Raw genomic sequence first — 20,969 nt, forward strand, 5'->3', positions numbered from 1 at the left:
AACAAATTGGGGTTTGTCATCAGTCTGAAATCTCTATTGGAGATTTTATGAACCTTTGGCAGAAAACGTGAAATAGTGGTAGGATATGCCTATTTTCATCATAAAAAATCATAATCTAATGAAAGATATTTTACGAATTGCAACTCGCCAAAGCCCATTAGCTTTATGGCAAGCAAATTTTGTTAAACAGGCTTTGGAGCAACATTTTCCTGAATTATCAGTAGAGCTTGTAACAATGGTGACCAAAGGCGATATTATCCTTGATACCCCTTTAGCAAAAATTGGTGGTAAAGGTTTATTTGTTAAAGAATTAGAACTTGCCTTGTTAGAAAATCGAGCCGATTTAGCTGTTCATTCAATGAAAGATGTTCCAATGGCTTTCCCTGAAGGACTAGGGCTTGCTGTTATTTGTGAACGTGAAGATCCACGAGATGCGTTTGTGTCAAATCACTATGCTAGTTTAGATGAGCTACCGTCAGGGGCAATTGTGGGAACATCAAGCCTACGCCGTCAATGTCAGCTAATGGCATCTTATCCACATTTACAGGTAAAGTCTCTGCGTGGCAATGTTGGAACTCGTTTAAGCAAGTTAGATAATGGAGAGTATGATGCTATTATTTTAGCATCAGCGGGGTTAATTCGTTTAGGAATGCCTGAGCGTATTCGTTGTTTTATATCTACTGAGCAATCCTTGCCTGCGGCAGGACAAGGTGCAGTTGGTATTGAAACACGCTTAAATGATGAACGTGTTTTATCCTATATCAGCATTCTTAACCATTCTCAAACAGCTTATTGTGTAACTGCAGAACGTGCAATGAATACTCGCTTACAAGGTGGCTGCCAAGTGCCGATTGGTGGTTTTGCGGAATTACAAGGTGAAACGCTCACTTTACGAGCATTAGTCGGTAGCCTAGATGGTTCAACTATTATTCGTGCATCTGCATCTGCACCAATTCAAGATGCGGAAAAGCTAGGAATAGAGATTGCTGAAAAATTACTAGCACAAGGTGCAGATAAAATTTTACAAGAAATCTATCAAGACTAAGTGATGAATGTATTAGTAACACGCCCTGATTTACGCGGGGAAAAATTAACAGAATTACTCGTAGAACAAGGTCTATTTGCAATTCATCAACCATTATTTATGGTTGAGAGTGGCAGAGAGCTTCCGCTTTTACCTTCCGCATTAGGGAGATTAAATTCGGGTGATTATGTTTTTGCTGTGTCTAAGAATGCGGTAGATTTTGCTACACAAACATTAAATGAAACAGGGTTTGCTTGGCGATCAGATCTAATGTATTTTGCGGTAGGGCAAAGTTCTGCTAATTATTTTTCCGCAAAGAGCGAACAAGCGGTGCGTTATCCGTTACAATCTGAAAATAGCGAAGGGTTGTTAGCTTTACCTGAAATGCAACTGTTACAAGATAAAAATATCTTAATTTTAAGAGCAAATACTGGGCGTGAATTTTTTACAGAGCAAGCTATTCATCGTGGTGCAAAAGTACAGACATTGGAATGCTATCAGCGTATCGAGTCTGCTGAAAATTTGTCGGAAAAAATTAGTCTTGCAAAACGAGTTGGCGTAGATACTATTATCGCAACCAGTGCAGAAATTTTATCGCTGTTAGTAGAAAAAACATTGGAAACGGAACAAGAGTGGCTTTTTGGTTGTCGCATTCTTGTTGTGGGTGAGCGGTTAGCTAACATTGCCAAGCGTTTGGGGTGGCAACAAGAACGTATTATAGTGTCTAAGAAAGCGGACAATATGACTTTATTAGAAACACTTTTAACACATCATCAATCTTAATTTAAAAGGTGGGAGTTATGTCTAAACAGAACAAAAAGCAAAGAGCTGCTGATGCACAGCAGATTGATTTAGCCAAAGTTGAAGAACAGGTTGAAATTGAACCGAATTCTGAAACACCACAAACTGAACAGCAAGAAAATTCAGAGAAGATTGAGCAACAAGTCGAACAACAAGCGGTTACATCAGAAGATCATTTTGCAAAAGAAACGGAGAATGTTACCGCTTCCGAGCAGTTAGAGAAAAAAGTAGAAGAGGATTCTAAAGTGGAAGACGTTAAACCGAGTCAAGAAAAACAAGAAAAGCAAAAATCAGGCGGTAAAGCCATTGCAGTTTTAGCCTTATTGATTGCATTAGGTATTGGCGGAGCAGGGCATTTCTTTGCGAATAAGAAATTTGCTGAAGTTGAGGCTCAAATTGAAGCGTTAAAACAGCAGGTTGGAAATGCAAAAGTACCATCAACAAGTACACAAACAGCGGTAGAGCTACCTAATTTTGATGCAGAAAAAGCACAACTAGCTCAATTAACTACTGATTATCAAAAATCATTAGATAAAATTGCTCAGTTAGAGCGTGAGCAATCTAATTATACTCAACAAATCAATGGGTTACAGCTACAACTGCAAAAATTAGGTTCAACACCGAAAGCAGATACAAGTGCGTGGTTATTATCTGATGCAGATTTCTTATTGAATAATGCCCTACGCAAAATGGTGTTAGATAATGATATTGATACCGCTAAAAATTTACTCGTTGAAGCAGACAATGTATTAAGTCAAGTAACCAGTAGTAATGTTCAGGCTATTCGTGATGCGATTAAAGCCGATCTTAAACAGATCGCAAGTGTAAATAAGGTCGATCAAAATAATTTAATGCAACGTTTAGCACAATTAGCAAATAATGTTGATGATATGCCGATGTTAGATAATGACGCTCTTTCTTCCCAAGATAATGGCGAGGTAAGCGATTCATTAGCAGATTGGCAGAAAAATATTGAGAAAAGTGCAGATTCTTTCCTAAGCCACTTTATTCGCGTAAGTGATAAAAATAAAGCAAATGAGAAAGTCTTTATCGCACCAAATCAAGAAATCTATTTGAGAGAAAACATTCGTTTACGTTTACAAATTGCGATTTTAGCTGTACCACGCCAGCAAAATGAATTGTATAAACAATCTTTAGAGGCCGTAGGAACTTGGGTAAGAAGTTATTTTGATGTACAGAATACCAATGTGAAACAGTTCTTAAAAGAAGTTGATGACTTAATTGAGCAGTCTATTTATATTGATGCACCTAATCGTTTACAAAGCCTAAACTTATTAGAACAAGCCTTAAATAAAGTGCCTGAGCCAGTACAAAAAATTCAACTTGATTCTGATAAAACATTAGAACAACTGAAAGTCGAAGATGTGAAAGTGGAAAAAACAGCAGAAGAAAATGTTGCTGAACCAGCCACAGAGCAACCAGCGAATAACGCTGAACAACCTGCGAATGCACAATAGGAGGTTATGATGTTTCGTGTTCTCTTTTTAATGCTATTAGTGCTGGCTGGATTGATTTTAGCACCTTATATGGCAGGTAGCCAAGGTTATGTTCGTATTGAAACAGGCAGTAAGATTTTTGAAATGAGCTTAGTAATGCTCATTGTATTCTTTGCAGTTTCTATGGCTACGGTTTACTTATTAGAATGGGTCGTTACTCGATTTTTCCGTTTAAGCCGAGGATCTTATCAATGGTTTGGTAATCGCAAACGTAAATTAGCACAAAAACAAACCTTAGAAGGTTTGATGAAAATGACAGAAGGCGACTATTCAAAAGCAGAGAAATTGATCAGTAAAAATGCAATGCACTCTGATGAACCTGTTTTAAACTTCATTAAAGCCGCTGAAGCAGCTCAACAACGTGGTGATGATTTAGCTGCTAATAAACATCTTTTAGAAGCATCAAAAATTGCAGGACCAAATAGTATTGCTGTTGAAATTGCAAGAACTCGCATTTTATTGCAACAAGGAAAATTACCAGCAGCTCGTAGCTCCGTTGATAGCTTATTAGTGCTTGCACCAAATAACATTGATGCTTTACGTTTAGCGATTGAAATCTACCAAAAATCGAAAGCGTATAAAGCATTAGATAATGTGTTAGATGTCATTGGTAAACGTAGTTTCTTATCTGCTGAAGAGTATGAAGCCTTAGAACATCAAGTAGAAGATGGATTGCTCGATGAGATAATGAATGAAGATGGTCAGGAAGGGCTACTCGCTTGGTGGGATAATCAACCAAGTAATCGTCGCCGTTCAGTCTATTTGAGAACAGCATTGATTAAGCGTTTATTAGATACTAATGATCATCAATCAGCAGCAGAAATTGCTCTAGAAACGGTTAAGAAATCAGAAGATGAGCAGTTACAACCGCTCTTTAAAGAACTCACTCGTTTACAAATTGATGAACATAGTAAATTGTTAAAAGTACTTGCTAAACGTTATGCAAAAGCAGCGGAACATTATAAAGATGATTATGCTCGTGCATTAGGTTATATTTATGCAAGAGAAGGGCTATTTGCTCAAGCTAAAGGTTATTTTGTTCAAGTATTAGAACATAATGAATGCACTGCAAATGATCGCATTATGGCACTCTATGTCGCAGAACAAACGCACGATGCAGAATTAGTCGCTCGTATTCGACAAGATAATTTGAAAGAAGTGAATGTCTCTGTGAATGAAGAACCTGTTCTTTCATTACCAGAGAACATAGAGCCTAAGGTATAATTATTTCTATATAAACAAGCGGGCAGATTGGTAAAACATTTTACCAATTTGTCCGCTTTTTATCTCTTGGTAGATTAGCATAGTAGACAAAAGGTTAGTAAAAATGAGTTAAACCCTTATAGTACAAGAATTTAACCTGCCTTTTTAAAATATGAATAAAAACTTGCTCTTTTTGCCAATCTTCAAAAACACAAAAGTATGACTTTAAAAATAAGTTTCAACGTTATGAATGTTTAGCGTGTAATAAAATATTGAAAATACAACAAATCGGATAGAAGGATTATTTAAAGAACTGAAGCAGAAATTATCTATTCATAATGGTAAGGAAATCACACTGGTGTCCGAATAAAAAAAGCGGATTTTTAAATCCGCTCAGACTGATGACAAACTTCAAAAGAACGTAAAATCTGTAGGGTGGGCTTAAGCCCACCATCTTTAAAATCAATAAGTTACAAAATGGTGGGCTTAAGCCCACCCTACACGAAATAAGTTCGTCAATAATCTGAGTGGATTTTTAAATCCGCTTTTAACATTAAGTTTGTGTATGATTACGCTAATTCTTTGCGTAGTTTTTTGGTTACTTCCATCATCACTTCTAACTGAGCAATGGTTTCCGCCCAACCACGGGTTTTTAAGCCACAGTCCGGATTGACCCATAAACGCTCTTTCGGTACGACATTTAATGCTTTGCGCAATAAGTGTTCGATTTCCTCAGCTGTTGGTACTCGTGGGCTGTGAATATCGTAAACACCTGGACCGATGTCATTAGGGTATTTGAAATCACCGAATGCAGTTAATAATTCCATATCTGAACGAGAAGTTTCAATCGTAATGACATCCGCATCTAAACCAGCGATAGCTGGTAAGATGTCGTTAAATTCCGAGTAACACATATGTGTATGGATTTGTGTATCATCAGCTACACCCATTGAGCTTAAACGGAATGCTTCACCAGCCCATTGTAAGTAAGCGTCCCAATCTGCACGTTTAAGCGGTAAACCTTCACGAATTGCAGGTTCATCAATTTGGATTACTTTGATCCCTGCTTTTTCTAAGTCTAATACTTCATCAGAAAGTGCTACACCGATCTGTTTACATACGGTTGAACGTGGAATATCGTTACGTACGAATGACCATTGCAAGATAGTTACAGGGCCTGTTAGCATCCCTTTCATCACCTTGTTGGTTAGGCTTTGAGCATATTGTGACCAACGTACAGTCATTGGTTCCGGGCGTACCACATCACCATAAATCACCGGTGGTTTTACACAACGTGAACCGTAGCTTTGTACCCAACCGAATTTCGTGAAGGCGAAACCGTCTAATAATTCGCCGAAATATTCCACCATATCGTTTCGTTCTGCTTCACCGTGAACCAATACATCTAAATCTAATTCTTCTTGACGGCGAACCACATATTCGATCTCTTTCTTCATTGCTGCTTCGTAATCTGCAAGGCTTAAATCACCTTTTTTGAAGCTCGCACGAGCGTGACGGATTTCCGTAGTTTGTGGGAAAGAACCAATATTGGTTGTCGGAAGAAGCGGTAAGTTTAACCACGCATTTTGCAATTTGATACGCTCGGCAAATGGTGATTTACGTTGATCTGCATTTGCCGGTAAGTTTGCTAAACGCGCTGCCACTTCAGGACGATGAATGTCTTTGCTGTTTGCACGAGCATCAGCCGCTGCTTGGCTTGCATCTAATTGTGCTTGAACCGCTGAACGTCCGTTATTTAACGCCTGTTTTAATACGTTTAATTCTTCAACTTTTTGCAAAGTGAAAGATAACCAAGAGTATAAATCCGGATTTTTCTCTTTTAATTGTGTTTCTACTTCTAAGTCATACGGCGTGTGAAGTAATGAGCAACTTGGAGCAATCCATAAGCGTTCGCCTAATTTTGCTTTTAATGGCTCTAATACATCTAACACTTTGTTTAGGTTTGCACGCCAGATGTTACGCCCTTCAATAACCCCTGCTGAAAGCACTTTGCTGTAATCTTCAAAGGCAGCAAGTTGCTCTGGTGCACGAATTAAATCTAAGTGTAAGCCATCAACAGGCAAGCCTTTTAATAGTGCGGCGTGTTCTGCCACTGAGCCAAAGTAAGTAGCCAGTAAGATTTTCGCATTCACTTTGCTTAACTCTGCATATACCGCTTTATATGCTTCAACCCACTCTGCCGGTAAGTCTAATGCAAGAGCCGGTTCATCAATTTGAATCCACTCTGCTCCCTCTGCAACCAGTGCGTTTAGAATTTCCACATAAACCGGGAGTAATTGATTGAGTAAATCGAAACGGTTAAATGCTTCGCCTTTCTCTTTCCCTAAATATAAGAATGTTAATGGCCCAACAATTACAGGCTTGAAGTTTAAGCCTAATGCTTTTGCTTCACGAATTTGATTTACATAGTGAGCCGGATTGGCCTTAAATTCTGTATTTTTGTGAAATTCTGGTACTAAATAGTGGTAGTTTGTATCGAACCATTTCGTCATCTCAATAGCAAACTGTTCTTTGTTACCACGAGCAAGTTGGAAGTATTGATCTAAGGTTAATTTTTGGCTATCAAAACCGAAACGTGCAGGAATTGCCCCTGTTGCCACTTGAAGATCTAAAATGTGATCGTAGAAAGTGAAATCACCTACTGCAACATAGTCTGCATTGGCAGCAGCCTGATGTTTCCAGTTCTTCTCACGTAATGCTTTGGCTAAATCTAATAAATCTTGTTCTGCTAATTCTTTACGCCAATAACGTTCTTGAGCAAATTTTAATTCGCGTTTTGCACCAACACGCGGAAAACCTAATACGTGAAATGTTGTCATTGTAAATCTCCTAGTTAGTTTGAAATTAACTTCAGACGTTTAGCCGTCTAGATGGAGTACATAATGATAAAATTTATTACATTATGCAAATGTATAATTTTCACATTAATATGAAAATTTTTAATAATGGATAAGTATAGAGAGACTAAAATGAAGAAAGTTTAATCATATCACTATGATTTTATAGGTGAAGATAAAAAACAAGCGGTCAGTTTATGAATAAAATTTACATAAATATACCGCTTAGTTTTAACTTATGACGATTTGTTTGTTCATTAAACGCTTTACTTCATCTTGATGACTCACCACTAAACATAATGTTGATGGTAGTTGTCGTTGAAGTAGTGAAATTATCTCTAATGCTGATTTTGTATCTAATTGATTTGTTGCTTCATCTAAAAAAAGTATCTGCGGACGAACTAATAATACTCGAGCAATACTAATACGCTGTTGTTGCCCTCCAGAGAGTATATTTTGCCACGCTTTGATAGAATCTAACTGATCCACTAATTCTGATAACCCAACTTGAGTTAGAACTATCTTTAAGTGGTTATCATCACCAATAGGTAAATTCGGATAACTAAGTATGGCTCGCAAACTACCTTCTGTTAAGTAAGGTGTTTGTGGTAAAAATAATATAGAGCCTTTTACATCAATATGCCCCGAATAGTAATGCCAAAGCCCTGCTAAAGTTTTGAGTAGGGTTGATTTTCCTACGCCACTTTGCCCGTCTATCAAGACCCAATCATAAGCGGTGAAATTGAGTGAAAAATTTGCAAAAAGTTGCTTTTTATCGGGGGTATATACCGCCAAATCATCTACTCTCAATGCAATATCTGCTGAACTTTTATTATGTTCTGTGTCAAATCTGTTTAGCGATAACAATGCTGTTTGAAATGTCGCTAAACGTTCAACAACAGCAGCCCATTCCATCAATTTTTTATAATAATCCATAAACCAGCCGAAACCATCTTGTACATTAGAAAATGCACTTCTTGCTTGCATCATATCGCCAAATGTCATTGTTCGAGCTAAATACATTGGCAATGTAGCAAAAATCGGAATAAATAAGCTCAGGCGTAAATAGCTTGCTGAAAAGATTTCAACCTTAAATTCTCTTGCAATCAATTCTTGCCAGTTCTGTTTAATCTTTTGAAAATGTGTTGATAAACGTGAAATTTCTCTTTGCTCACCACGATAAGAGGCAATTTGCGTTGAGTGCTCTCGAATATTTAATAATGTTGCACGATAATCCGCTTCTTTATGTTGGCGTTCTATATTGAGGGGCTGTAATTTATGCCCAATAAAGTGCATCAACAGTGTACAAAGTATTGAGTAGATGAGAGCAATCCAAACTAGATAACCATAGATAGTGATTGTTTCACCACCAATATTAAATGTTTGAATATGTGATAGTTCCCATAAGATAGCAATAAAAGCGACCAATTTTGCCAAATTCATTATGAAATACTTAAATAAATCAATACTTTTTTCTGCCAGTAAAGCTACATCTTCAGCAATACGCTGATCGGGATTATCAATATATTGAAAATAAGAAAGGTGGTAATGCTTGCTTTGCTCTAACCAAAGTTGTTGAAATTGGGTTGTTAAATGCTCTCTCCAACGAAAAATCAGGACTTTTCTTAGCCAATTGCCACACACAATAAAGCTCACAATAAGGATAATATAACCTAAATAATGCATCACTAATTCAGGTATTACTTCGCCATTAAATTCAGCAAGAGCATCATAGAAAGCTTTATTCCACTCAGTAATCCATACGCTAATATGAATAATGAGCAATGCAAACGTAATAACAAGACAAAGTAAAAACCAAGCAATACCTTGATGTTTATTACACCAAAATGGTTTGGCTAATTGTAAAAATTGCGAAATTGTTTTCATTTTTTAAATAAAAATTGATAGTGAGAGTTACTCACTATCAATTAAGCGGTCTGATTTTAGAAAAGATTTACCAATTAGAGTTTCCAATCTAAATTAAATAGGAAGGTACGCCCTTGCCCATAAAGATTGTTAATTCCTAAAGTACGCACTCGGTGATTCTCAAAATAACGTTTATCCGTTAAATTTTTCCCTACAAGGTGTAATGCAATGTTCTTACTCACTTGGTAACGAATGTTAGCGTCCCAAATTGCATAACTTCCTTGTTTCACATTCCATAAACTATCTACTTTGCTTTGGAATGCAACACCTGTACCAATAGACCATTTTTTCTGGTCGAAAGGTAAGACATAATCAGTATATAAGCGGAAAATATGCTTTGGTGTATGTTTACTATAATTTGCACCAACTAAATACTGACTACTCTCTGTTTTCAAATACTTACTTTGATTAAAGGTATAACCTGCAGATAATTGCCAATCTTCCGTTAGATGACCTGATAATTCTGCATCAACACCACGACTACGAACTTCGCCATTTGCAATGAAATAGGCTCTACTTACGCTTGGATCCATTGCAGGTGTAATCTGCATTGCTCTATTCTTTTGAGAAATCTGGAAAAGTGCAACAGAAGCATTTAGCCCACCATTAAGCCATTCACCTTTCCAACCTAATTCATAGTTTGTTCCAGTAACTGGTTTAATTGTTTTGCCATTTTTATCTGTATTTGATTGCGGTTTATAAATAGCCGTATAACTTAAATACAAACTATTATTTGGGTTGATATCATAAGTTAGCCCTGCATAAGGCACAAAACGAACCCGAGATAAATGGCTGTGTACATCAGGATCACTATCAGCTCTACCGTTCCACCAATCATAATTAGTATTACCAATCTGTTTCCAGTGGCTATAACGAGTACCCGCAAGTAGATGTAAATTATCTAACAAGCTAAAACGAGAACCGAAGGTGATTGCTTGGTTATAACTTGCTCTGTCATAGAAAGTTTGATCATTATATTGCGTATTCCAATTCGGCTCGGCAATTTCACTACCATTAAATTGGCGTGGTTCGAAAGCATCAGTATTTCGGATACGGCGGAAACGATTATCTGCCGTTTCACGACTATAAGAGTAGCCTAAGAAGAGTTCGTGCTGACGACCAAACAGATCATATTTACCAGTTAAGGTTGATTGGAAGTCAATTTGATCGCCTTTATTGTCATAGCGTAATAAATTGTTGGTTTTTAACGTTTCACCTGCTGAATATCCTTTATAACTAGTAGCAGCTTCAGCAATAAAACCAAAACCTTGAGTTGTATAATTCTTAATATAATTAACTTTATTGGTTAATTTCCAATTATCATTAAAGAATGTTTCAAATTCAGCGAATACATTAAATTTACGAGCTTTTTCTCGATTCCAGTTATAACCTAAATAAGTATCACGATGAAAACCAGCATCAGCACCATCTTTATTCATCGGTACACCAAACACATCAGGAGTTGTATGTAGATTCTGATATAACGCGCCAAGAGTAAGCTGACTATTTGAACCAACTTCAATATCCATTACACCATATAATGCACGTTTAGTATTGTCATTCGGTAACTTTTTAAAAGTTGGATCATTTTCTAATACAGAAACTAAACGCCCTCTTACTCCCGCACCAAGAGTCCCCGATAAATCTGCAGTTGTTCTTGCTTTACCATTCGTATCAAATTGGAAATTACCATTTGCTTGGAACTCACTGGTTGGACGTTTACGCACTGCGTTAATCGTACCGCCAGGCTCACCTGTTGATTGCGTTAAACCTGTTGCTCCACGCACCACTTCAATGTGATCGTAGATGACTAAATCTGTCATACTCTGCGGATCACGGAAAGTATTATCACGAGAACCACGCACTGCACTTGAGATGCCATCTTCTTCAATTTGATCGATATAAAATCCTCTCGACTGATAACGATAGTAAGCACCATCAGGAATTACATTGATGCCTGTTGTCGTTTTGAGAGCATCTTGCATCGAGGTAATAGCACGTTTATCTAGATGAGCTTTAGTGACAACACTAACAGATTGTGGTGTTTCTTTTGGAGAGAGAACAAGACCAGTGGTTGTTTTCATTGCAGAAGTGGTTAATGATTGGCTATGTTCCGTTAGCGTATTGCCACTTTTTACTGTTACCTCAACAGTATCTAGCCCATTACCTTGAGCTTGCTCAGTGTTAGCAAGTGCTGGCATTGCAATAATAGCGCAGCTAATTAAACTTAATTTGAAATGAAAATGTGTCATACATAACCCGATAAATGAATAAAAAATACAACTATTTTTTATACTATTAAATATGACAATTATTTTCAATAAAAAAATAAATAAAATGAAATCTAAATAGACAAATTAGACCAGTAAAAAGCGGTCAGTTTATGAAAATTTTTTGCAAATTTTCTTCACAAACTAACCGCTTTCGTTGTTATATCAATTCGTTATGAATTAGATACTTTTGCTTGATGCTCTTTGGCTGCTTTTACAAAGCCTTCAAATAATGGGTGTCCATCTCTTGGCGTTGATGTAAATTCTGGGTGGAATTGTGCTGCAACAAACCAAGGGTGGTTTGGTACTTCAATAATTTCAACTAATTTACGATCAGCAGAAAGCCCTGTTACTTTTAAGCCAGCTGCTTTAATTTGTGGTAATAAGGTGTTATTTACTTCATAACGGTGGCGATGACGTTCGTAGATGGTTTCATTTCCATATAATTCACGCGCCAAACTACCTTCAACTAAATGACACGCTTGTGAACCTAAACGCATTGTACCGCCAAGATCTGATGTATCTGAACGAACCTCTACATTACCTTCTGCATCTTGCCATTCGGTAATTAAACCAACAACAGGATATGCCGAATCTTTATCAAATTCCGTTGAATTTGCACCTTTTAAACCTGCTACATTACGAGCATACTCAATTAAGGCAATCTGCATTCCTAAGCAAATCCCTAAATATGGAATCTGATTTTCACGAGCATATTGTGCCGTTAAAATTTTACCTTCTACACCACGATAGCCGAATCCACCAGGCACTAAAATCGCATCAACACCTTTCAGTACTTCAATCCCTTTGGTTTCTACATCTTGTGAGTCAATATACTTAATATTAACTGTTAAGCGATTTTTTAGTCCCGCGTGTTTTAATGCTTCATTTACAGATTTATAAGCATCTGGCAGCTCAACATATTTGCCAACCATACCGATAGTTACTTCGCCCGTTGGATTAGCTTGTTGGTAAAGTACATTTTCCCATTCAGATAAATCTGCTTCTTTGCAGCTTAAATGGAAACGGTCGCAAATAAAGTCGTCTAATCCTTGTGATTTAAGTAATGCTGGAATTTGATAAATTGAACCAACATCTTTTAATGAGATAACCGCACGTTCTGGTACATTACAGAATAATGCAATTTTTGCACGCTCATTCGCAGGAATAGCACGATCTGAACGGCAGACCAACACATCTGGCTGAATACCGATAGAAAGTAACTCTTTTACTGAGTGTTGCGTTGGTTTTGTTTTGACTTCACCTGCTGTTGGAATATATGGCACAAGGGTTAAGTGCATAAATAAGGTTTTTTCACGACCGACATCTACCGCAAGCTGACGTAATGCTTCTAAGAATGGTAAAGATTCAATATCACCAACTGTGCCACCTACTTCTACGATAGCAACATCTTGCCCTTTACCGCCTTCGATCACTCTTGCTTTGATTTCGTTAGTAATATGTGGAATAACTTGAATGGTTGCACCTAAATAGTCGCCACGACGTTCTTTGCGTAAAACTTCTGAGTAGATCTTACCGCTTGTAAAGTTATTGGCTTTGGTCATTTTGGTGCGAATAAAACGCTCATAATGCCCTAAGTCTAAATCTGTTTCTGCACCATCTTCGGTTACAAACACTTCACCGTGTTGTGTTGGGCTCATTGTACCAGGATCGACATTGATATAAGGATCAAGTTTCATAATAGTGACTTTCAAGCCACGCGCTTCCAAAATAGATGCAAGAGATGCTGCAGCAATTCCTTTACCTAAAGAAGAAACAACACCGCCTGTCACGAAAATATAATTCGTTGCCATTGTATTTTGCCTTTATTTGATTGGTTGAATTGAAATTGAAAATCTGTGAATGGTAATACCATTAGGACGGGAGCATAGTTTACAGTAAAAATTATTGTTTTGCTAGGACTTAAACATAAATCTACTTCGTAATATAACTTGAATAAGCGGTAAGATTTTACCAATTTTTTGCATAATCTGACCGCTTATCTCATCATTAAATTTTCGTTTTATCGCGAACCGCACCTTTATCTGCCGATGTTGCAAAGTGTCCATAAACTTTTAAAGCAAATGACACTTCACGTTGGCGAGTTGCAGGTTTCCAGCCAAGTTTATCTTGCTCTGTTCGGCGAGCAGCAAGCTCCGCTTCTGGTACAACTAACTCAATCTTACGATTTGGAATATCAATTTCAATGGTATCACCATCTTTAACAACACCGATTAAACCGCCAGCGGCTGCTTCTGGTGAGCAGTGTCCAATAGATAAACCCGATGTACCACCAGAGAAACGTCCGTCTGTTAATAATGCACACGCTTTGCCTAATCCCATTGATTTGAGATAACTGGTTGGATAAAGCATTTCTTGCATTCCCGGTCCGCCTTTTGGTCCTTCATAGCGAATCACCACAACGTGTCCTGCTTGTACTTTACCGCCTAAAATTCCTGCTACGGCATCTTCTTGGCTTTCAAATACAATCGCTTTACCTGTAAATTTGAGAATACTTTCATCAACCCCAGCAGTTTTAACAATACAACCATCTAATGCAATGTTACCTGATAGCATTGCTAATCCACCGTCTTGGCTATATGCAAATTGTTTGCTACGAATACAGCCGTTTTCACGATCATCATCAACGCTATCCCAACGGCAATCTTGTGAGAAGGCTTGAGTGGTACGAATACCCGCTGGGCCTGCTCGGAAAAACTTATGTACAGCCTCGTCTTTTGTTAAAACAATATCATATTTCGCAATTTGTTCCGCAAGACTCATTCCTAATACGGTACGAGTTTGATTTTTCAGTAAATTTGCACGATCTAACTCACCCAAAATTGCCATAATCCCACCTGCACGATGAACATCTTCCATATGGTATTTTTGCGTATTTGGGGCAACTTTACTTAAACAAGGTACAACTCGAGAAAGGCGATCAATATCTGCCATAGTGAAATCAACTTCTGCTTCTTGAGCAGCTGCTAATAAATGCAATACAGTATTGGTTGAACCACCCATTGCAATATCAAGGCTCATCGCATTGTCAAAGGCATCTTTGGTTGCTATTGAACGTGGTAACACTGAAACATCATCTTGTTCATAATAACGTTTGCAAAGTTCAACAATTTGTTTACCCGCATCTAAGAACAATTGCTTACGGTCAGCGTGAGTCGCCAAACAAGAGCCATTTCCTGGTAAGCTTAACCCTAATGCTTCGGTTAAGCAGTTCATTGAGTTTGCGGTAAACATTCCTGAACAAGAACCACAAGTAGGGCAAGCAGAACGCTCAATTTGTTCGCTTTCTGCATCGGATACATTTGGATTTGCCCCTTGGATCATTGCATCAACTAAGTCTAATTTAATAATTTTATCAGATAATTTGGTTTTACCTGCTTCCATTGGACCGCCCGATACAAACACCGTTGGAATGTTTAAACGCAGGGCTGCCATTAACATTCCTGGGGTAATTTTGTCACAGTTAGAGATACAAACCATTGCATCGGCACAATGAGCATTCACCATATATTCTACGCTATCCGCAATCAGATCGCGGCTTGGTAGTGAATACAACATTCCACCGTGTCCCATTGCGATTCCATCATCTACTGCGATAGTATTAAACTCTTTTGCGACACCACCTGCTTTTTCAATTTCAGCGGCAACTAATTGCCCCATATCTTTTAAGTGAACGTGTCCTGGTACAAATTGAGTAAATGAGTTCACTACCGCAATAATAGGTTTACCGAAATCATTCTCTTTCATTCCTGTTGCACGCCATAATGCACGTGCTCCCGCCATATTACGACCTTGTGTACTGGTCGCTGAACGTAATTTTGGCATAATCTCTCCAAGTTAATATGTTGTGTTTTGAAATATTAAAAATACGGTGTTTCTATACCTTATATTGCCGTTATTAACAAACGGACATCAGCGTGTAACCCCTACACAAATGACAAAAAACATTTATTTTTCAATTGGTTAAAATTTATTTTTAGGGGTACACTGAATGCGTCCGAATGAAAAATTTTATCAATGATATGCTGTATGTTTATACCTTATCTTAATTTTCAGCTTATGGTATAAAAGAATCTACAAGAAATCATCAAAAAAATGAACGTTTTCTTCTCTAATATACCCTAGACTTAATAATGATTGACTCAGTTCATATTGTTGATTGAATAAATAACTACCTCTATATTTTTCTTCACTTTTAGTTAGAAATATCTGATCTGAAATAATATCTTTTGATACTCCAAATAATGCCGTACCAGCAAATCCAACTAAGCTATCAAGTTTAAATCCTAATAAAAGCAATGTTTCAAATGCGATATGATCAGGAATGATAATAAGATGTTCAAAATTTTCCTTTATTCTATTATTCAATTCTTTTGCATGAGGATGACCTTTGTAGAAAAATAGGTGGTCATTTTTATTATTAAAAAATCGACCTTTAGGTAATGTCATTTCTTTAATCGCATTGAAGTGAATACTTTCTAAAACAGGTATAGAATCTTCAGAAATATTAAATACAGTTGTTCCTAGTAAAACAGTAGATTTATACATTTTTGAAAGATTAATTATATTATGAATATCATTTGTTTTTATATTTAATAGACTTGCCATCATATCTTTTTGATAATCACTAAAGTTATGGAACTTATTAAAATTCATTAATTCAATATTTCCCATTTGTTTTTTTAGTATTGGCAAGAAACCTTTATCTAATAAAGATGTATTACATAAGCAATAAGATGTCTTAATAACATTATTCCACAAATACCTAAACAATAATTGATTATAAACCCTAACATTTTGACCTTTAACAAGGTTATTTAAGATTTCATTATGTTCTTTGATTGTATTAGCTAAATTGACTTCATCTAATTTTGAGAGTTCATGGAGTGTTACAGCACCTTCAGCACCATCGTCATAAAAACAAAAACTGAAATTTTCAAATTTATCTTTATTATTAGCATATATAAAAATAATGTTTTTTAATATTTCTAGAGAATGAAATAGGTTTATGTGCAATCTTATATCCAATTTAGATTGGCTGTTGTAAACAGTATGTTTAAAGTCTTCAACTAGTTTTTCAATATTATGCTCTATAACTTTATATGTTACTAATTTCCCTTTGGGAAAGGTATTTATTATATTTTCTGGAATTTCAAATCTAGATAACGCAAACCAACGAGTAGTATCTTTATCATTCAAGTTATCTATAAAATGATAAAAATAATTTAATGTTGGTATAGTTGCAAAATCAATATATATTTCAAACTTTTCTAATTTTTCCATTAAAGATCCTATTATATAGTATTATTTAAATGCTCTACTGCAACACTAATTGTTTCGTCAAATCAATCACTTGTTGAATTTGAGCTGGGGATAATTTGCCCTCTGATACAAACTGAACTTTACCAGACTTATCTAAAACTGCGATAAAACTCTCTTTTTCTTTGAGTTGCCATGCTTTTTTAACAGTACTGTTTTGGTCTAAGATAACTTGGCTATGTGGATTTTCTAATTTCCCATCTTCTGCACTGCTTTTTACAAAAGCCCCTGTAGCCACTATGGCATCATCAGCATTGATAATTGTGGTGGTTTGATATTTAGCACGATCAAATCCAGCATTTTTGATAGCAGTCATCAAGCCTTGATTTTTTTCTTTTACACTACTTCTACCAGCTAAGTGATGAACAACTCTCACTTTTCCAGATAAGCTCTCTGAAGACCACGCTTTATAGTTGATCTTTTTGCCTTGTGCTACTAATTCCCCATCTTCTGCCACCGTAACAGAAGGTAAACTTGCATTTAACTGTATGTTATGTGCCATAGCACTATTTGCAAAAAATAATCCTGAAATGACCGCTAGTGATACAAATTTTTTCATCTTTTTTCCTTTCTCTATTGAATTACCCAGTAATAGGAACAATATGACTATTCTACACTGAAAAAGAGAAATAAAGAGAACGGATCAGCCTATTGATCGATTTTCTTCTCGTTTAATAAGCAATTTTATGCTATTTTACGCAGTGTTTTCTCTTGGTAGAAAAGAATTTATTGTTTTTTGAATTTTATTTTAAGGAGCTTAATATGCAGCAAGGCGGCGGATTAGAAATGATCTTTATTTTAGTGATCTTCGGTTTAATCTTCTATTTTATGATTTACCGTCCACAAGCAAAACGCCAAAAACAACAACGTGAACTTCTCGCTAGCTTAGCAAAGGGTAATGAGGTGCTAACAAGCGGTGGTTTAGTAGGTAAAATTACCAAAGTATCGGCAGAAGATGAAAATATCGTGATTGCATTAAATGATACGACCGAAGTGACTATCCAGCGTGCATTCGTGGTTGCAGTGTTACCAAAAGGTTCATTGAAATCTCTTTAATTATTTCTTTTAAATACGGGGATGTATTGTGTTAAACCGTTTCCCTCTTTGGAAGAATCTAATGGTGATCTTTGTGGTCGCCATTGGTGCTTTATACGCCCTTCCAAATTTATATGGCGAAGATCCTTCTGTACAAGTTTCAGGTACAAGGGGTCAGCAAGCTACTGGTGAAACTCTCACCAAAGTTCAATCTGTTCTTCAATCAATGAATATCACACCAAAAGCGATGAGCTTAGAAAATGGCTCAATTTTGGTGCGTTTAAATAAAGATGAAGAGCAACTTCCTGCTAAAGAAAAAATTTCTGAAGCACTTGGCAATAACTATTCTGTGGCATTAAATCTTGCTCCTGCAACACCTGAATGGCTGACATCTATCGGTGGTGAGCCAATGAAACGTGGTTTGGATTTGCGTGGTGGAGTTCGCTTCCTAATGGAAGTGGATATGAAAACTGCTTTGACGAAACAGCAAGATCAGTTGCAAGAAACGTTACGTACAGAATTTCGTAAGGAGAAATTGCAATATAAAGCGGTGAAAAAAGCGGATAACTTTGTTAATGAAGTTGAATTTGTAGATAGCGGAACAGCCGATAAAGCGGTTCGTTATCTTCGTAGAACGCACACCAATTTAGAGGCAACTCGCCTTTCTCCGACTGAGATTACTGTTAGCCCATCAGCTCAAGGTTTAGCAACGGCTCGTGATACTGCGATTGAGCAAAATCTTTCTATTTTGCGTAAACGTGTTGAAGAGTTAGGGGTTTCTGAGCCGACTATTCAGCGTCAAGGGGCAGATCGTATTGTAGTTGAATTACCAGGGGTACAAGATACGGCTCGAGCAAAAGAAATTTTAGGTGCAACAGCAACTCTTGAATTTCGTTTAGTAAATAGTACAGCCAATCCTGAATCTGCTGCTCGTGGTATTATTCCAGCAGATTCTGAGATCAAGCACACTAAAGATGGTGTGCCGACAATTCTTTTCCGTAAGGCTGTGTTAGGTGGGGAACATATCATCAATGCAAATTCAGGCGTAGATGATAAAGGTTTACCTCAAGTAAGCATAAACCTCGACAGTGAAGGTGGTGAATTGATGTCTGCCGCGACTAAAACAGCGGTAGGTAAGCCAATGGCAACCCTTTATAGTGAGTTTAAAGATTCTGGTCGTAAAGATGACAAAGGAAAAGTGATTTTAGAAAAACACGAAGAAGTCATCAATATTGCGACCATCAACTCGCGTTTAGGTAGCCAGTTCCAAATTACTGGGATTGATAGCCCTGCTGAAGCACAAAACTTAGCAGTACTTCTTCGTTCTGGTGCGTTAATTGCTCCGATCGTCATTGTTGAAGAACGTACTATCGGTGCATCTTTAGGGGCTGATAATGTGGCTCAAGGTATGGAAGCAGGTTTATTAGGCTTAGGCTTAACCATCTTATTCTGTGTGGTTTACTATAAAGTATTTGGTTTATTTGCAACAGGTGCATTATTAGCGAACCTTGTGCTAACTATTGGTTTAATGTCGCTAATTGGTGCAACGCTCACAATGCCAGGTATTGCAGGGATTGTGTTAGCTGTTGGTATGTCAGTAGATGCTAACGTATTGATTTATGAGCGGATTAAAGAAGAAATTCGTAATGGGCGTTCCATTCAACAAGCGATTCACGAAGGTTATAATGGCGCATTCACCAGTATCTTCGACTCTAACTTAACTACCGTATTAACATCGTTGATCCTTTATGCAGTGGGGACAGGTCCAGTTAAGGGCTTTGCTGTCACCCTAGCCTTAGGGGTAATGATCTCGATGTTCACTGCAATTACAGGAACTCGTATGCTCGTAAACTGGGTGTACGGTGGTAAACGTGTGAAAAAACTTTGGATTTAGGGGAATCAAATGACTGCACAAACAGAAAAAGAGGTAGAAATTAAGCTACCATATCGATTGGTTCCTTTTATGAGATACCGAATGATTGCATTCCTGTTCTCTATCATAGTAACAGGGCTATGTATTTTTACGGTAGTAACAAAAGGTTTTAACTGGGGATTGGATTTCACTGGCGGAACTGTTATTGAAACCAATTTCTCTCAACCTGCGGACTTAGCTAAAGTGCGTGATGTGTTGGATAAAAATGGTTATCCAAGTGCATTGGTGCAAACATTTGGTGGGCAAAAAGATGTAATGATCCGTCTTCCTGCGTCTGCTGGTGATATGACATTAGGCAACAAAGTAATGGATTTAATCCATCACGAACTCGATGCTGGAGCAAAAATCCAAAGTATTGAGTTTGTTGGCCCGAATGTAGGTGAAGAGCTAACGCAAGGGGCGATTTATGCGACTTTAGCAACTCTTGCAATGTTATTACTTTATGTTGGCGTTCGTTTTGAATGGCGTTTAGCTGTGGGGGGGATTATTGCTCTCTTCCACGATGTAATGGTTACTATCGGGGTATTTTCATTTCTACAAATTGAGATTGATTTAACCTTTGTGGCGGCAATCTTATCAGTAGTAGGATACTCGTTGAATGATAGTATCGTGGTTTTTGACCGTGTACGTGAGAATTTTCCTAAAATTCGCCGAGCAAGTTCAATCGAAGTGGTTGATATTTCATTAAGCCAAACGCTTTCTCGTACGTTGATGACATCGGTAACAACATTATTTGTCGTTCTTGCTCTCTACTGGCTAGGTGGACCTACATTACATAGTTTCTCACTAGCATTACTGATTGGTATCGGTTTTGGTACTTACTCATCAATCTATATTGCAATTGGTGTTGCTTTACAGCTTGGCTTGAAACGTGAACATATGATTCAACCTGTTGTAGAAAAAGAGGGTGCTGATCAAAAATCACTGATTGATTATTGATAAAAAATTAAATATTAATATCAGTATTATGTAAACTTTGTACAATTAAATGCATAATACTGATATAATTCCTACCTAAATTCCTCGAACTAATCCTATTAAATTTCCATACTTCTTTTTGAG

Annotated in this window: 15 protein-coding genes; 8 read left to right on the forward strand and 7 right to left on the reverse strand. The window is 37.1% G+C overall.

Features of this window, described 5'->3' with window-relative positions; all coding sequences use genetic code 11:
* The first annotated feature begins 118 nt into the window (after window positions 1-118).
* The 5 genes from hemC to ACWIW0_RS05230 all read left to right on the forward strand — a co-directional run bounded on the left by hemC (window position 119) and on the right by ACWIW0_RS05230 (window position 4,841).
* Window positions 119-1,045 (forward strand): hydroxymethylbilane synthase, encoded by a 927-nt coding sequence (hemC, locus tag ACWIW0_RS05210; RefSeq protein ID WP_454452481.1) that lies wholly within the window; start codon window positions 119-121, stop codon window positions 1,043-1,045.
* A 3-nt stretch (window positions 1,046-1,048) separates the two neighbouring features.
* A complete protein-coding gene (locus ACWIW0_RS05215) occupies window positions 1,049-1,807 on the forward strand; it encodes a uroporphyrinogen-III synthase (protein WP_454452482.1) in 759 nt (252 codons plus the stop codon).
* A gap of 17 nt (window positions 1,808-1,824) precedes the next feature.
* The gene (locus tag ACWIW0_RS05220; protein WP_454452483.1) at window positions 1,825-3,303 is read left to right on the forward strand and encodes a uroporphyrinogen-III C-methyltransferase; all 1,479 of its coding nucleotides are present in this window, start codon (window positions 1,825-1,827) and stop codon (window positions 3,301-3,303) included.
* 9 nt (window positions 3,304-3,312) lie between these two features.
* A complete protein-coding gene (locus ACWIW0_RS05225; protein ID WP_454452532.1) occupies window positions 3,313-4,566 on the forward strand; it encodes a heme biosynthesis HemY N-terminal domain-containing protein in 1,254 nt (417 codons plus the stop codon).
* A 155-nt stretch (window positions 4,567-4,721) separates the two neighbouring features.
* Window positions 4,722-4,841, forward strand: a complete 120-nt coding sequence (locus ACWIW0_RS05230) for a transposase-like zinc-binding domain-containing protein (RefSeq protein WP_454452533.1) — start codon at window positions 4,722-4,724, stop codon at window positions 4,839-4,841.
* Window positions 4,842-5,114: 273 nt separating this feature from the next.
* Here the strand turns inward: ACWIW0_RS05230 and metE are convergent, their stop codons facing one another.
* The 7 genes from metE to ACWIW0_RS05265 all read right to left on the reverse strand — a co-directional run bounded on the left by metE (window position 5,115) and on the right by ACWIW0_RS05265 (window position 17,498).
* Entirely contained in the window at window positions 5,115-7,385 is a 2,271-nt protein-coding gene (gene metE, locus ACWIW0_RS05235) for a 5-methyltetrahydropteroyltriglutamate--homocysteine S-methyltransferase (protein ID WP_454452484.1), read from the reverse strand.
* Window positions 7,386-7,634: 249 nt separating this feature from the next.
* A complete protein-coding gene (locus ACWIW0_RS05240) occupies window positions 7,635-9,290 on the reverse strand; it encodes an ABC transporter ATP-binding protein/permease (protein ID WP_454452485.1) in 1,656 nt (551 codons plus the stop codon).
* Between the two features lie 74 nt (window positions 9,291-9,364).
* Window positions 9,365-11,581, reverse strand: a complete 2,217-nt coding sequence (locus ACWIW0_RS05245; protein WP_454452486.1) for a TonB-dependent siderophore receptor — start codon at window positions 11,579-11,581, stop codon at window positions 9,365-9,367.
* 191 nt (window positions 11,582-11,772) lie between these two features.
* Window positions 11,773-13,413 carry a glutamine hydrolyzing CTP synthase gene (gene pyrG, locus ACWIW0_RS05250; RefSeq protein WP_454452487.1) on the reverse strand — a complete coding sequence of 547 codons (1,641 nt, stop codon included), beginning with the start codon at window positions 13,411-13,413 and terminating at the stop codon, window positions 11,773-11,775.
* A gap of 196 nt (window positions 13,414-13,609) precedes the next feature.
* Window positions 13,610-15,445, reverse strand: coding sequence for a dihydroxy-acid dehydratase (gene ilvD, locus ACWIW0_RS05255; RefSeq protein ID WP_454452488.1), 1,836 nt, complete (start codon window positions 15,443-15,445; stop codon window positions 13,610-13,612).
* A gap of 249 nt (window positions 15,446-15,694) precedes the next feature.
* Window positions 15,695-16,903, reverse strand: a complete 1,209-nt coding sequence (locus ACWIW0_RS05260) for a hypothetical protein (protein WP_454452489.1) — start codon at window positions 16,901-16,903, stop codon at window positions 15,695-15,697.
* A 34-nt stretch (window positions 16,904-16,937) separates the two neighbouring features.
* Window positions 16,938-17,498, reverse strand: a complete 561-nt coding sequence (locus ACWIW0_RS05265) for a YtfJ family protein (protein WP_454452490.1) — start codon at window positions 17,496-17,498, stop codon at window positions 16,938-16,940.
* A 203-nt stretch (window positions 17,499-17,701) separates the two neighbouring features.
* On the opposite strand from ACWIW0_RS05265, the gene yajC reads away from it, so the two are divergent.
* Genes yajC through secF form a run of 3 tightly spaced genes read left to right on the forward strand, consistent with a single transcriptional unit; the run spans window position 17,702 to window position 20,846 of the window.
* Window positions 17,702-17,995: a preprotein translocase subunit YajC gene (yajC, locus tag ACWIW0_RS05270; protein ID WP_454452491.1), complete on the forward strand. Its 294-nt coding sequence runs from the start codon at window positions 17,702-17,704 to the stop codon at window positions 17,993-17,995.
* Between the two features lie 28 nt (window positions 17,996-18,023).
* Window positions 18,024-19,868: a protein translocase subunit SecD gene (gene secD, locus ACWIW0_RS05275; protein WP_454452492.1), complete on the forward strand. Its 1,845-nt coding sequence runs from the start codon at window positions 18,024-18,026 to the stop codon at window positions 19,866-19,868.
* Window positions 19,869-19,877: 9 nt separating this feature from the next.
* Window positions 19,878-20,846: a protein translocase subunit SecF gene (secF, locus tag ACWIW0_RS05280; RefSeq protein WP_454452493.1), complete on the forward strand. Its 969-nt coding sequence runs from the start codon at window positions 19,878-19,880 to the stop codon at window positions 20,844-20,846.
* Window positions 20,847-20,969: the final 123 nt, after the last annotated feature.

This window comes from Ursidibacter sp. B-7004-1, assembly GCF_053654055.1.

Bases quoted from the DNA above. Each gene is read 5' to 3' on its own strand.
- hemC (WP_454452481.1), top strand. From the start codon at position 119: ATGAAAGATATTTTACGAATTGCAACTCGCCAAAGCCCATTAGCTTTA.
- ACWIW0_RS05215 (WP_454452482.1), top strand. From the start codon at position 1,049: ATGAATGTATTAGTAACACGCCCTGATTTACGCGGGGAAAAATTAACA.
- ACWIW0_RS05220 (WP_454452483.1), top strand. From the start codon at position 1,825: ATGTCTAAACAGAACAAAAAGCAAAGAGCTGCTGATGCACAGCAGATT.
- ACWIW0_RS05225 (WP_454452532.1), top strand. From the start codon at position 3,313: ATGTTTCGTGTTCTCTTTTTAATGCTATTAGTGCTGGCTGGATTGATT.
- metE (WP_454452484.1), bottom strand. From the start codon at position 7,385: ATGACAACATTTCACGTATTAGGTTTTCCGCGTGTTGGTGCAAAACGC.
- ACWIW0_RS05240 (WP_454452485.1), bottom strand. From the start codon at position 9,290: ATGAAAACAATTTCGCAATTTTTACAATTAGCCAAACCATTTTGGTGT.
- ACWIW0_RS05245 (WP_454452486.1), bottom strand. From the start codon at position 11,581: ATGACACATTTTCATTTCAAATTAAGTTTAATTAGCTGCGCTATTATT.
- pyrG (WP_454452487.1), bottom strand. From the start codon at position 13,413: ATGGCAACGAATTATATTTTCGTGACAGGCGGTGTTGTTTCTTCTTTA.
- ilvD (WP_454452488.1), bottom strand. From the start codon at position 15,445: ATGCCAAAATTACGTTCAGCGACCAGTACACAAGGTCGTAATATGGCG.
- ACWIW0_RS05260 (WP_454452489.1), bottom strand. From the start codon at position 16,903: ATGGAAAAATTAGAAAAGTTTGAAATATATATTGATTTTGCAACTATA.
- ACWIW0_RS05265 (WP_454452490.1), bottom strand. From the start codon at position 17,498: ATGAAAAAATTTGTATCACTAGCGGTCATTTCAGGATTATTTTTTGCA.
- yajC (WP_454452491.1), top strand. From the start codon at position 17,702: ATGCAGCAAGGCGGCGGATTAGAAATGATCTTTATTTTAGTGATCTTC.
- secF (WP_454452493.1), top strand. From the start codon at position 19,878: ATGACTGCACAAACAGAAAAAGAGGTAGAAATTAAGCTACCATATCGA.